The organism is Burkholderia sp. 28_3, from assembly GCF_003253915.1.
Lineage (GTDB): Bacteria > Pseudomonadota > Gammaproteobacteria > Burkholderiales > Burkholderiaceae > Burkholderia > Burkholderia cenocepacia.
Window position 1 is genome coordinate 156,987 of sequence record NZ_QKZF01000008.1, and the last position, 12,564, is coordinate 169,550.

General features: G+C 66.9%; 12 protein-coding genes. 2 read left to right on the forward strand and 10 right to left on the reverse strand.

Annotated elements, in window-relative coordinates; all coding sequences use genetic code 11:
• Positions 1-8 precede the first annotated feature (8 nt).
• The 9 genes from DFS13_RS19150 to DFS13_RS39940 form a co-directional block, all read right to left on the reverse strand.
• The gene (locus DFS13_RS19150; RefSeq protein WP_006484844.1) at positions 9-755 is read right to left on the reverse strand and encodes an ABC transporter permease; all 747 of its coding nucleotides are present in this window, start codon (positions 753-755) and stop codon (positions 9-11) included.
• A gap of 12 nt (positions 756-767) precedes the next feature.
• On the reverse strand, positions 768-1,490 hold the full coding sequence (locus tag DFS13_RS19155) for an ABC transporter permease (RefSeq protein ID WP_006481063.1): 723 nt from the start codon (positions 1,488-1,490) through the stop codon (positions 768-770).
• Between the two features lie 92 nt (positions 1,491-1,582).
• Positions 1,583-2,443 (reverse strand): transporter substrate-binding domain-containing protein, encoded by an 861-nt coding sequence (locus tag DFS13_RS19160; RefSeq protein WP_034203907.1) that lies wholly within the window; start codon positions 2,441-2,443, stop codon positions 1,583-1,585.
• A gap of 363 nt (positions 2,444-2,806) precedes the next feature.
• Positions 2,807-3,790 carry a succinylglutamate desuccinylase/aspartoacylase family protein gene (locus DFS13_RS19165; protein WP_006484839.1) on the reverse strand — a complete coding sequence of 328 codons (984 nt, stop codon included), beginning with the start codon at positions 3,788-3,790 and terminating at the stop codon, positions 2,807-2,809.
• A gap of 90 nt (positions 3,791-3,880) precedes the next feature.
• On the reverse strand, positions 3,881-5,209 hold the full coding sequence (locus DFS13_RS19170; protein ID WP_111441997.1) for an MFS transporter: 1,329 nt from the start codon (positions 5,207-5,209) through the stop codon (positions 3,881-3,883).
• Positions 5,210-5,392: 183 nt separating this feature from the next.
• The gene (locus DFS13_RS19175) at positions 5,393-6,310 is read right to left on the reverse strand and encodes a LysR family transcriptional regulator (protein ID WP_006497915.1); all 918 of its coding nucleotides are present in this window, start codon (positions 6,308-6,310) and stop codon (positions 5,393-5,395) included.
• A gap of 60 nt (positions 6,311-6,370) precedes the next feature.
• Positions 6,371-7,768: a DUF389 domain-containing protein gene (locus DFS13_RS19180; RefSeq protein WP_006485862.1), complete on the reverse strand. Its 1,398-nt coding sequence runs from the start codon at positions 7,766-7,768 to the stop codon at positions 6,371-6,373.
• Positions 7,769-7,907: 139 nt separating this feature from the next.
• Positions 7,908-8,873: an SDR family oxidoreductase gene (locus DFS13_RS19185; protein ID WP_058903820.1), complete on the reverse strand. Its 966-nt coding sequence runs from the start codon at positions 8,871-8,873 to the stop codon at positions 7,908-7,910.
• A gap of 216 nt (positions 8,874-9,089) precedes the next feature.
• Positions 9,090-9,290 carry a hypothetical protein gene (locus DFS13_RS39940; RefSeq protein ID WP_134163157.1) on the reverse strand — a complete coding sequence of 67 codons (201 nt, stop codon included), beginning with the start codon at positions 9,288-9,290 and terminating at the stop codon, positions 9,090-9,092.
• 575 nt (positions 9,291-9,865) lie between these two features.
• Between DFS13_RS39940 and fliD the strand changes: the two genes are divergently transcribed.
• Positions 9,866-11,380 (forward strand): flagellar filament capping protein FliD, encoded by a 1,515-nt coding sequence (gene fliD, locus DFS13_RS19195; RefSeq protein ID WP_034203903.1) that lies wholly within the window; start codon positions 9,866-9,868, stop codon positions 11,378-11,380.
• 124 nt (positions 11,381-11,504) lie between these two features.
• Here fliD and DFS13_RS19200 read toward each other — a convergent pair whose 3' ends face one another.
• Positions 11,505-12,152 carry a hypothetical protein gene (locus DFS13_RS19200; protein WP_077190619.1) on the reverse strand — a complete coding sequence of 216 codons (648 nt, stop codon included), beginning with the start codon at positions 12,150-12,152 and terminating at the stop codon, positions 11,505-11,507.
• Here DFS13_RS19200 and DFS13_RS40860 point away from each other — a divergent pair.
• Positions 12,094-12,384: a hypothetical protein gene (locus tag DFS13_RS40860; RefSeq protein WP_226245005.1), complete on the forward strand. Its 291-nt coding sequence runs from the start codon at positions 12,094-12,096 to the stop codon at positions 12,382-12,384. The two genes, DFS13_RS19200 and DFS13_RS40860, sit on opposite strands and share 59 nt — an antisense overlap.
• Positions 12,385-12,564 lie beyond the last annotated feature (180 nt).

The following is a 12,564-nucleotide window of genomic DNA, read 5'->3' on the forward strand; positions in this document are numbered from 1 at the left end:
TGGCGCGCTCAGGACGCGACGCGCCGGGCATTTCGGGTCGCGGCGGCTGGCGCACCGGACGGCTTCGGCGCACGCAGGTGCCCCGAGAGCCGCCATTCGAGCGCGCCGAGCAGGCGCACGACGATGAAGTTCAGGCCCAGATAGATGACGGCCGCGCAGACGAACACTTCGGTCGTCCGGTAGGTTTGCTGGATGATCTGCTGCGCGACGCCCGTCACTTCCCATACGGTGACGAGGCTCGCCAGCGCGGTCGACTTGACCAGCAGCACGGCTTCGGTCGAATACGCGGGCAGACACTGGCGCAGCGCGATCGGGCCGATCACGCGCCGCAGCAGCGCGAAGCCCGACAGGCCGATCGAATAACCGGCCTCGATCTGCCCGATCGGCACGGCCATCAGCCCGCCGCGCAGGATTTCGGCCGTGTAGCCGGCCGTGCACAGCGCGAGCGACAATACCGCGCAAACGTACGGCTCGCGCAGCAGCGGCCACATGAAGCTCTCGCGGATCACGCCGAACTGGCCGAGCCCGTAATACACGAGGAACATCTGGATCAGCAGCGGCGAGCCGCGAAACACGAGGATGTAGGCACGCGCGAAACGGTTCGGCAACCAGCGCGGCGATACGCGCATCGTGACGATCACGAGCGACAGCAGGCCGCCGAGCACGAGCGACGCGAAGAACAGGCCGAGCGTGGTCGGCACGGCCGCGAGCAACTGGCGCAGCGTATCGACGAGAAAAGCGAAATCGATGGACATGCCCGTTCTCCGTCAGTTGCGCGCGAAATTGCGGCGGAACGACCGGCCGACGATCGCTTCCGCCCGGTTGAACACGCGGTTCGACAAGCCCGTCATCAGCAGATACAACGCACCGCCCGCGACGAAGAACACGAAGTACTGGTGCGTCGAATTGGCCGCGATCTGGCTCGTGCGGAGCAACTCGGCAAGACCGGTGACCGAGATCAGTGCGGAATCCTTCAGGCTCAGTTGCCACACGTTGCCGATCCCGGGCAACGCGAAGCGCAGCACCTGGGGAACCAGGATGCGCCGCAGCACCATGCTGCGCGGCATGCCGATCGAGCGCGCCGCCTCGAGCTCGCCTTTCGACACGGCGAGCACCGCCGCGCGATAGACCTCTGCCTGATAGGCGCCCGAGATCATCCCGACCGCGAGCGCACCGATCACGAACGGCGGCACGCCGATGAAGCCTTCCGCGCCGAACCACTGGCCGACGGCCGTCACGAGCGTCGAGCCGCCGAAGTAGAACAGATAGATGACGAGCAGTTCGGGCACGCCGCGAAATACCGTCGTATACAGATCGCCGAGCAGGCGGAGGGTGCGGTAGCGCGACAGCTTCGCGGCCGCGATCGCCGCGCCGATCACCGCCCCGACCGCGAGCGCGGCAAGCGTCAGCGCGACCGTCATCAGTGCGGCGAGCAGCAGCACACCGCCCCAGCCTTCGGTACCGAAACCGAGCATTTCAAGAATCGCCATGCGTGCCTCCCGGCATGCGTTGGGTGAAGCCACTGGATGCGTGCCGCCGTGCGCCGTTCGACCGGCTCACGCGGCGGCAGCCGAACACGCGCTTACGGCGTGACGTCGGTCTTGAACCACTTGTCGGCGAGCTTCTTCACGGTGCCGTCCGCGAGCGCCGCGGCAATCGCCGTATCGAACTTCGTCTTCAGGTCGGCATCCTGCTTGCGGAACGCGAGCCCCTCGCCCGGCCCCCAGATCGGGCCGCCGAGCTTCGGCCCCGCGAGCACGATCGACGCGTTGTCCTTCTTCGCGTTGTTCGCCGCGTAGTACGTGACGTCGTCGAACGATGCGTCGATGCGCCCGGCGACCAGATCGAGATCGCGTTCGGGCGACGTCTTGTATACGCGAATCGACGCGATGTCCTTGAAGCTGTCGTTGATGAATTTCGTGTAGACGGTGCCCGACTGGATGCCGATCGTCTTGCCCTTCAGCTGCTTGCGCAGCGTGTCGACGGTCGGCTTGTCCGCGTTGGCGTCACCCGTCAGCTTGACGATCGGCGCGCCGGGCGCGGCCTTCGGCAGGATCTTCGTATCGGTGACGGCGAACGTCGCCGGCGTCGCCGCATACGGGCGCGAGAACAGCAGGATCTTTTCGCGCTCCGGCGTGATGGAAATCGCATCCATCAGGACATCGAACTTGCCGGCTTGCAGGCCGGGGATCATCCCGTCCCAGTCCTGCGCGACCATGTTGCACTGCACCTTGATGCGCTCGCACACGTTGGCGAGCAGCTCCGGTTCGAAACCGCCCAGCTTGCCGCCCGGCAGCGTGAGGTTCCACGGCGCGTAGCCGCCTTCGAGCGCGACCGTCACCGTCTTCCATTCCTTTGCCTGCACCGGCGCCGCGAGCGTGGCCGCCGCAGCCGCGATGATGCCGATCGTCCTGATTGCCCACTTGATGCGCTTGCCGTTCACGAGATTTCTCCTTGCGTTGAAGTTCGCCATCCCTTCGGTGCAGCAAGCCGCCTCAGGAATTTGTCTATACAAGCATGCAAGAAGAAAAACAGCGCGACAAGCAGCGATCAATAAAAACGAAGCAAACGCGGGAAATCCCCTAATTATAGGCATCCGGCGTGCGCCGTCGCGGGGAATTCCGGCACATGTTTGGTGCAGTTCGGGTGGCCGAATCGCAAGGATGACTAGACAAATTCCGAATTCGATCGTCAGGCCATGCCCCTCCGGCCGCTTTTCGACCCGACGACAAATGAGCGCTTGCCGGGAGCATCGCAAGCGCTGCATTGCAGCATGTCGACACGGGCCGGCGCCGACCCGCCCGGCTCAGCGTTCGAGCAGGCGCCCGAGCCGCATCATCGTGACGTTCACGCCGAGATGGCGCATCGACGGCTGCACGATCACGCAGTCGTCGTACGGCGTGACGATCACGTCGTCGCCGTCGCGGGCGATCTCGGTGCCCGCCTTCGCGATCACTTCGAGCCCGGTGAACGGCTGCGAGAACCGGAAATCCATCGAGCGCGCGACGACCGGCTGCGTGATCTCGATGAACTTCTGCCGCACCGGCGCGGCCTGCGTCAGGAACGCCGCGACGTCGTCGCGTGCGACGACGCCCGCGTGCAGCAGGAAGCGCGCGGCGCTGTCGAGCGCGACCGCGCGCGCGCTCGCCGCGAAGTGCTGGCCCGTCTCGATCAGCAGCGCGTTCTTCGCGCTCGCCGGATCGCCAAAGCCGCCGTAGTCGCGCAGCCGCGTGCCGTTCGCATGGCCGCGATCGACGATCACGTGCTCCGGCGTGCCGAGCGCGGCGGCCAGCGCGATCGCCTTGTCGAGCGGCCCCGTCATCATCAGCGGCGCGGATGCTTCGTGCATCGAATGAATGTCGAGCAGCAGGTCGACCGTATCGAGCAGCGGCCGCATCGCCCGCGCCCGCGCGAGCTCGCGGCTGTCGCGCGTGCCGTCGAGCGCGGCCGGCGTCCATACGCGGTTCATGTCTTCGTCGAGGTAGCGCGTCGCGTCGGCATTCTCCGCGCTGAAATGCTCGTACGCGCCGACGTTGCCGAAGCCGAGCGACAGCCGGCCCGCGACCGGCCGCAGGCCGGCCGTCAGCAGCGCGTCCACCGCGATCGCGCCGCTGACTTCGTTGCCGTGCGTCAGCGCGAGGATCATCACGTGCTTGCCGGGCTTGCCGCTGTCGAACGTGTGCAGATAGTCGATGCCCGTGTTGCCCGCGCGCCAGCGCGAGATGTCCGGGAACGTCACTTCGATCGGATAGGCCGGCAGTGCGGCGCGGATGGCTTCAAGCGTGGTCATGTCGGAAGTGTCGGAAGGATTCGTCTGGGTTCGGGAAAGGCGCGACCGGCGTCGGCCGGCTGCGCCGGAATCGGGTTCGGGCATGACGGATCACGCCTCGGTCGCGCGCGTCGCCGACGCGGAACCGGCCGCCGCGCCGCGCATCCGGCGGCCGAGCGAGATCACCGACGTGATGCCGAGCACGGCCGTCGCCATCACGTAGAAACTCGGCGCCAGCTTGTCGTGCGTCGCGTCGATCAGCCAGGTCACGATCAGCGGCGCGAAGCCGCCGAACAGCGTCACCGAGAAGTTGTACGACAGCGCGAGGCCCGTGCCGCGCGTGCTGGTCGGGAAGATGTCCGCGAGCAGCGCCGGCAGCGGCGCCAGGCTCACCGCGATCAGCAGCCCGACCAGCGCCTGCACCGCGAGCAGCGTTTCGACCGTCGGATAGCGGTTCAGCAGGACGAACAGCGGCCACGTCGTCACGCCCACGAGAATCAGCGCGATCAGCATCACGCGAATACGGCCGAACCGATCCGACAGATGCCCGACGACCGGCGCCGCGATCATCAGCATCGCGCCCGTGACGACCGCGCCGAGATACGACGACGTAGCCGGGATATGCAGCTGCTTCACCGCGTACGTCGGCATGTAGAGCTTGTGCACGTAGTTGAACGCCGTGGCCGTCGCGACCACGCCCGCGCCGAGCAGCATGTTCGCGCGGTCGCGCACGAACACGTCGCGCAGCGGCGACTTCGCGCGCCCCGCCTCGCCGAGCCGGCGGAAATCAGCCGGTTCGTCGATGTTGCGGCGGATATACAGCCCGACCGGGCCGATCAGCAGCCCGACCGCGAACGCGACGCGCCAGCCCCACGCATGCAGCTGGTCGGTGGTCAGCAGCAGGCTCAGCAGCGCGGACACGCCGGCCGCGAGCACCGTCGCGAGCCCCTGCGTCGACATCTGCCAGCTCGCGAAGAAGCCGCGCCGCTTCGCGTCGGCCTGCTCGACCATGAACGCGGTCGCCGCGCCGAATTCGCCGCCCGTCGAGAAGCCTTGCAACATCCGCGCGACGATGATCAGCAGCGGCGACGCGATGCCGATCTGCGCATACGTCGGCGCGAACGCGATCATCGCGGTGCCGAGCATCATCAGCCCGATCGAAATCGTCAGCGATGCCTTGCGGCCCGCGCGATCCGCATAGCTGCCGAGCACGATCGAGCCGAGCGGCCGCGTGACGAACGAGATGCCGAACGTGCCGACCGACAGCAGCAGCGAGGTGGCCGCGTCGTGCGTCGGGAAAAACAGTTGACCGATGACGATCGCGAAATAGCCGTAGATCAGCAGATCGTAGAATTCCAGCGCGTTGCCGATGCTCGCGGCGCAGATCTCGCGCCACGGATTGTGCGGGGCCGGCTGCGCGGCGTGCGGGTTGCGGGTCATGCCTGTGCTCCTCCATTGATGCTGGCCGTCAGGATTGTGAAAGACGGCGCGCGGCGGTTGCCGGCGTGCGTCCGGGCCAGTCAAGCGCGGAGTGTAGGCACCGCGGCGCGTGCGTTCGTGCCGTTTCGGCACGCGATCGTGCTGATCGGTGCATCGCGCGCCGGGGCGACCCGGGCCGCGGGTTCAGCCGGCCGGCGCTCCGCCGTCGTCGCGGGACGGCGCGGTGCGCCAGATCGCGTCGAGGACCGGATGCGATTCGTTCCGGCGGCGATACAGCGCGACGTCGAAACCGATCTGCCAGTCCGCGCCGCCGACGATCGCGAGTTCGCCGCGCCGCACGTCGTCCGCGACGAGCCGCTGCGGCAACCACGCGAGGCCGAGCCCGCGCCGCGCCATCGCGAGGATCGCTTCGTAGGAGTCGGCCTGGTACACCGGGCGCAACGTCGGCCGGTTCGGCATTTCGGCGAGATGGCGCGCGAGCACCGCGCGCAGCGTCAGCGTACGGGCGAACGCGAGCCACGGCACCGGCGCCTGCCCGGCCGGCAGCCGGTAGCGCGCGCTGCCGCGCGCATCGAGCGCGCTGACGGGCACCAGCACCTCGCGCGCCACCGACAGCCAGTCGAAGCGGTCGCGGTCGATCAGCAGCCGCGTGTGCGGGCTCGAATAGACGATCAGCATGTCGGCCTCGCCGGCCGTCAGCTGCAGGATCGCTTCCTCCGCGCTGCCGGTCGACACGGTCGCCGTGAAAAAGCCTGCGCGCGCAACCGTCTCGTCGTACCAGTCGGGGAAGAAGGTGGCCGACAGCGTGCGGCCGGTCGCGATCCGGAGGGTATTTTCCGGCACCGGCGACGCTTCCTGCAGTTGCGTGCGCGCGCCGTGCAGGATGTCGAGCGCGTTCGATGCGGCATCGAGGAACACGGTGCCGGCCGCCGTCAGTTCGAGCGGCTTCGTGCGCGCGATCAGGCGCGTGCCGACCCATTCCTCGAGCGAACGGATGCGGCGGCCGAACGCCGGGTGCGTGACGAAGCGGTTTTCCGCTGCACGCGTGAAACTGCGCGTGCGCGCGAGTTCGACGAAGTCTTCGAGCCATTTCAGTTGCATGGCAGGGCTCCTGCAGTCAACGGCACGGGGCGACGCTGAATCATCGGCATGCGCGTCGCATCAGCCGGCCGTCACGACCCGCACGCGCGGCGAATCGAGCCGCACGCTCAGCCAGCGTTCGATTCGCTGCCGGTCGGTGCGCGGCAGCGGCTTCGCGGTCGACACCACGAAGGTCACGAGCGGCTCGGCGTCCGGCGCGCTTGCGCCGCTGTCCCACGCATCGGTCGCGCCATACAGGATCTCGCGGATCTGCGGATACTGCGTGCGCAGTTCGCGCGCGACGCGCGCCAGTTCGGCCTGCTGCGCCGCTCGGCCGTCGATTTCGTGCTGCAGGCGCGCGATGGTCTGGTCCTTCACGTCCATCTCGGTGCGCGTGGCATGGTTCGCGGCGATCAGGTCCTGCGCGATGCTCGCCTTCAGCGACGACGCGAGCGCCCCGGTGTCGATGCGTTCGTCGCCGGCCTGCCGCACGACGAGCCGGCTGTTCGGCAAACCGTAGGCCGGCAGTTTGTCCGCCAGCCGGTCGAGCATCGCCTGGTCGACACGCCGGCCGACCAGCATCGCCTCGATCACACGGCCGCGCGGATCGATATGCCGGCTCGCGACCACCGACAACGGCAGCGACAGTTCGGCCTTGATGAACTGGTCGGCACGCGCGTTGAACACTTCCTGCGTGACGAGCCGGTACGCGAGGATCACGCTCGGCACGGCGGTCAGGACGACCGCCGCGAGCACGAAGCGCCGCACGCGCCGCTGCATCGCCTCGTCCACGCGCGCGGCCGGCTTCGCGCGAATCACCCACGTGACCACCACGGTCGCGAACGCGATGAACACGCAGTTGATCGAGAACAGGTAGAACGCGCCCGCGAAATACGCGAGGCTGCCATGCGCGAGCCCGTAGCCGGCCGTGCACAACGGCGGCATCAGCGCGGTCGCGATCGCGACGCCGGGGATCACGTTGGTCTTTTCGCTGCGCGTCGCGCCGACCATCCCGACGAGCCCGCCGAACAGCGCGATCAACACGTCCCAGATGCTCGGCGACGTGCGCGCGAGAAGTTCGGAGTGTTCGCCCGTCAGCGGACTCAGCGAGAAATACAGCGCCGAAGTCGCAAGGCTGATCAGCGTGGCGACGGCCAGTGTCTTCAGCGAGCGCCGGATCAACGCGAAGTCGTAGATGCCGATCCCGTAGCCCAGGCCCATGATCGGCCCCATGAGCGGTGAGATCAGCATCGCGCCGATGATGACGGCCGTCGAGTTCACGTCGAGGCCGATCGACGCGATGAAAATCGCGGACATCAGGATCCACAGGTTGGTCCCGCGCAATCCGACGCCGCCGCGGATGTCCTGATCGATCGTTTCCCGGTCGGCCTGGCCTTCGCGCAGGCTGAAGTACTGGCGAAACGTGGTACGCACACGCGCCAGCGTGCGCGTCGTCGGACGGGGGGATACGGTGGTCATGGTTGTTGTTCGTTGAGCCGTGGGAACGGCGCGGGTATCGCGTCATCCTGCGTCGCGCGACCCGCGGGAACCCGCGCGCGCAGCGCGACAAGCATCGCATAGGGGCGGCGTTCGCACAATCGGCCGCCCGCGTGCGGCTTTACGGCATCGGGCGGCCGTCGTGCAGGATCGCGTGCAGCGCCGTATCGAACGGCGTCGCGTAATCGATCCCGAGCGCGCGCACGCGTGTCGCGTCGAGATGGCAGTCGTACGGACGCGGCGTCGCGTCGGTCGGCTGGGTGATCGGCGTGAGCGACGCCTCGATGCCGAGCGCGGCCGCGATTCGCTGCGCGATGGCGTACTTCGTCATCGGCTCCTCGCTCGACCAATGGCGAATGCCGGTGACCGTGTCACCCGCGAGATGGCGCAGCGTCAGATCGCGGATGACCTGCGCGACGTCGGGCGTGTAGGTCGGGTAACGGATCGCCCATGCGTCCATGCCGACCGCGTCGGCGCCCGGGCGCGCCGACGCGACGACGGCCGGAACGAGGCTCGTGACGGCCGATTCGCTCCAGTCGACGATCGGACCGAACAGCAACGGCAGGCGCAGCACGCACGACAGCGGCGAGGCGGCGAGCAGCGCGGCCTCGCCTTCCAGCTTGGTGCGACCGTAGATGTTCAGCGGGTTCGGGGTGGCGTCCTCGCTGTAGGGGGCGGCCTTGCCGTCGAAGACGTAGTCGGTCGAAATGCCGAGCGTCCATGCGCCGTATCGCGCGGCGAGTGCGCCGATGCGGGCCGGCGCCGTGACGTTGATGGCGCGGGCGGCGGCCGGGTCGCGTTCGCAGACGTCGGGGCGGCGTTCGGCGGCGCAAAGAATCACCGCTGCCGGCTTGTGGATTTCAAAAAGGCGTTCGAGGGACGGCTGGTCGAGGACGTCGAGTTCGGCGATGTTGTCCGGCGGCAATGCGAGCCGTTTCGCACCGGCGCCTTGCGGGTTCCGGATGGTCGCGAGCAGCGTCAGCGACGGTTCGCGGGACAAGGACGCGGCGACCGCGCGGCCGAGCAGGCCGGAGGCGCCGACGAGGAGGATGGTGGGGAGAGAAGTCGACGAATCGATTGCTGTCATTGAGTGCATTCGTGTAAAAGCCGCGCGGATCAACGCACCTTCGTGGTCGGTACATTGGCCGTGCGCCGGTTCGGCAGGATACGGAACGAGGTGTCCAGCGGCGTCGCGACCGCCAACGTCAACGCTCGATCCGGAATGGTTTCGTCTTCGCCTGAGGCGTATCCACTGTAACAGCCCCGGCCTGCCCCTTCGGTAGGGCCAACTGGCACTTTTCCCCTATTGGTCCGGATATGTGACAGCCTGAAATGCTTCATGTGCGTCCTTGGCGATGAATCCCGGTGCACGCCCAAAAACAACGCTAATCCCACCCACTAATACCGCTCCGACGCTCACCGCTTCGTTGACCTTGCGTTGGAGAGCCACCACCGTTTCACCCGCGGTTTTGGTCGGGCCACCACTCAACACCTCGTATCGCATTCTTTACGCTCCTTGTCCTGCGGGTCACACTCGGTCACTCGACGCCAGCGAAGAAAAAGTACCCCAGTGGGTCGAACCACGATGAAATATTTTTGATAAAAAATCCATATGATTCAAAGACGACGGATACCTCGAATCCGAGAGCGTATCGGATACTCGCAAGAAATGACTCCCCTTCAGCACACCGCCCATCCGCGTGCTGTTTAGCAAAATCGACGAAAAACATGTCATCGAACATTCATGTTTCCGGCAGGTTTTAAAATCCGGCGAAATTCCTTGATAAATACAAACATAATCATGCACTTGGACTGAAACGCCGCTCGTTTTCGCCGAACCCGCACCAACCTTTCCCCCAGCCACACTTTCCGCAAGAATCATTACAAAAAATTACCAACCAATACCGATTTAAGAATACGATAGCGCACCGATTCATTCTTACGTTTTCCCGACACCCCAGCCATCCGCGGCGCGCGAGAAGCGGCATGCACGCGGATCGCCACGCACCCGCCCGGATCGCCGCCGGCCGGCTGGACCGCCGTTCGCGACTGGATCGCCTTTCAACCCGGAGCCCACCCATGCCAACGAACACGCCCGTCAACAGCAGCGCGAACGCGAACAGCCTGATGCAACAGGCGGCGCAATCGATCATCAACGGCTCGACCGGCAATCCGGCGATGGACGTCGGCGCGCTCGTCAAGACGCTGGTGAACGCGAAAACGGCTGGCCGGGTCGCGACGCTGGCCGCTTCGCAAGCGAGCGGCAACACGCGGATTTCCGCGTTCGGCGCGTTGTCGTCGGCGCTCGGCGCGCTCGAGGCGGGCCTGACGTCGCTGAAGAACGGCGCACTGCAGTCGACGTTCAATGCCGTCGCGAGCGGCAAGGGGTTGACCGCGACGGCGGGCGCGGGCGCGGTGGCCGGCACCTACACGGTCGGCGTCACGCAGATCGCGACCGCGCAGGCGCTGTCGTCCGCGGGCTTCAACGGCAGCAAGGCGCTCGGCACCGGCACGCTGATGCTGTCGCTCGGCAGCCAGTCGTTCAAGGTCGAGGTCGGCAGCACCAACAACACGCTGGCGGGCATCGCGGCGGCGATCAACGGCGCGTCGGGCAACCCGGGAATCAGCGCGACGGTCATCAACGGCACGGACGGCGCGCACCTCGTGCTCGCGTCGTCGAAGACGGGCTCGGCGAACGCGATCAGCGTCGCCGTGGCCAACGTTGCCAACGACAGCGGCCTGTCGAACCTCGGCGTCACGTCGACGGCCGATCCGTCGGGTGGCGCGTCGAAGATCGATTCGGCAAACGGCGTGGCCGCCTGGCGGCAGAGCGCGGTCGCGCAGGATGCGAAATTCACGCTCAACGGGATCGCATCGACCAGCGCGAGCAACACGGTGTCGGGCGTGCTGACCGGCATCACGCTGAACCTGTCGGCGGCCGCGGTCAGCGCGACCGATACGCAGACGCTGACGGTCAGCACCGACACGAAATCGCAGGCCGCCACGATCACGAATTTCGTGAGCCTGTACAACACGGTCGTCAAGACGATGGGCGCACTGTCGAGCTACACGGCCGGCGCGAGCTCGCAAGGCGCGCTGATCGGCGATTCGACGCTGAACACGATCCGCAACGCGCTGGCGTCGATCGTCGCGCGCGGCGTCGACGGCGGCGGCGCCACCGAAAAGGGCAACGGACACGTGAACCTGTTGTCGATCGGCATCAAGCTCGAGCGGGACGGCACGCTGAACGTCGACAGCGCAAAGCTCGATAGCGCGCTATCCGCCAATCCGTCGGGCGTCGCGCGCCTGTTCAATCCGGAGAACGGGATCGGCACGCGCCTGGCCGACCAGATCACGCAGTTCACGAAGAAGAACGGAATGATCGACGTGCGCACGACCGCGCTGAACGCCGATCTGAAACGTGTCGCGCAGCAGCAGTCGGATCTGTCCGACTATGCCGCGCAATTGACCAAGCAGTATCAGGCCCAGTTCACCGCGCTCAATACGCTGATGACCCGGATGAATACCAACTCGCAATACCTGACGCGTTTGTTTGGTGGTGCGAACAGTAACGGTACGCTGTCCAAGAGGTGAACGGCCGGGTCGCGGTACGCGGCCCCGCAGACGTCGCCCATGCCCGGCGGCGCGCCAGCGCCCGCCGGATCGACGTCACCGCGGCCGGCAGCCGGCCCGCAGTCGTCCTCGACGCAGGCGCGCGTCAGCCGAGACCTTCGACGCGATCGGCGAACCAATCGATCGCGCGCGACACCTGACGCCCGAAATAGCCGGGCCGTTCGTGCTCGTACGCACGCAGCAGCGACGTGCATTCGCGCTCGGCCCAGCGCCACACCGGGCCCTGCTTCGCGAATACCGGATGGTCGCGCAACTCGGCAGGTACCGCGTGCTCATCCTCCCAGCCCCAGAAATAGGCCTGGTAGGCACGGGCGAACGGCATGCCCAGCTGTTGCGCGACGGTCTCGTCATGGCGCAGCGTGAAGTCGACGATCTCCTTGCGCGTGCGGCCGCTCACGTCGTCGTGGCGCGCCTCGATCCAGCAGTGATACCGCGCGAGTTGCGACAGATGCCGCGCGGTGCGGCGCCGCTCGCGCGTCGTGCACAGCGCGTACAGGTTGCCGCCGCCGAAATCCATCACTTCACCGCCGGCGAACGGCCGATAAGACTGGCCGGTCAACAGCGTCAGCACCCGCGCGCCGACGATCGCATAGTCGGCGCAGCGCATGTAGCCGCTACGCGTCGTCGCTTCCGACACGCTCCGGTGGACGACTTCATCGATCACGGCGTGCAGCATGGGATCAACCGGCGCCGCCAGGATCGGCGGCTGGCTTGTCGTCGTCACGTGTTGCATGGGCGAATGCGGCTTCAGCGGTTCATCGGCAAAAATCACTCCGGAGCATGGTATGACGAACCGTTACAACGCACGGCCGCGGAATTGCGCAGATTTGTGTGCTTTCGTCGCCTCGCGCAAGACATGTCGACAGTTCGTCGGACACGGCAAATGCGCGGCGTGGCGGATGGACGAGACGAACGTCGACAGCGCGCTCGCGGACCGCGGACGGTTCGAGTTCGTGATGTCGTGACTGACGGCGGGAGGGGCGCGGCGGCAGGCGTTGCCGCCATCGACGGAAGGGGATCGCAACGAGTGCGCCGCGATTGCGGCGCATCGCGCAAAGCGGCTCGTGCTTGCAGGCACCGAGCGTGCCGCCGCATGCACGGCACGCGATGCGATCACGCGCCGCGCGGCTGGCGCGGCACGCGCC

Bases quoted from the DNA above. Each gene is read 5' to 3' on its own strand.
- DFS13_RS19170 (WP_111441997.1), bottom strand. From the start codon at position 5,209: ATGACCCGCAACCCGCACGCCGCGCAGCCGGCCCCGCACAATCCGTGG.
- DFS13_RS19185 (WP_058903820.1), bottom strand. From the start codon at position 8,873: ATGACAGCAATCGATTCGTCGACTTCTCTCCCCACCATCCTCCTCGTC.
- fliD (WP_034203903.1), top strand. From the start codon at position 9,866: ATGCCAACGAACACGCCCGTCAACAGCAGCGCGAACGCGAACAGCCTG.
- DFS13_RS40860 (WP_226245005.1), top strand. From the start codon at position 12,094: ATGGGATCAACCGGCGCCGCCAGGATCGGCGGCTGGCTTGTCGTCGTC.
- DFS13_RS19175 (WP_006497915.1), bottom strand. From the start codon at position 6,310: ATGCAACTGAAATGGCTCGAAGACTTCGTCGAACTCGCGCGCACGCGC.
- DFS13_RS39940 (WP_134163157.1), bottom strand. From the start codon at position 9,290: ATGCGATACGAGGTGTTGAGTGGTGGCCCGACCAAAACCGCGGGTGAA.
- DFS13_RS19150 (WP_006484844.1), bottom strand. From the start codon at position 755: ATGTCCATCGATTTCGCTTTTCTCGTCGATACGCTGCGCCAGTTGCTC.
- DFS13_RS19165 (WP_006484839.1), bottom strand. From the start codon at position 3,790: ATGACCACGCTTGAAGCCATCCGCGCCGCACTGCCGGCCTATCCGATC.
- DFS13_RS19200 (WP_077190619.1), bottom strand. From the start codon at position 12,152: ATGCAACACGTGACGACGACAAGCCAGCCGCCGATCCTGGCGGCGCCG.
- DFS13_RS19155 (WP_006481063.1), bottom strand. From the start codon at position 1,490: ATGGCGATTCTTGAAATGCTCGGTTTCGGTACCGAAGGCTGGGGCGGT.
- DFS13_RS19180 (WP_006485862.1), bottom strand. From the start codon at position 7,768: ATGACCACCGTATCCCCCCGTCCGACGACGCGCACGCTGGCGCGTGTG.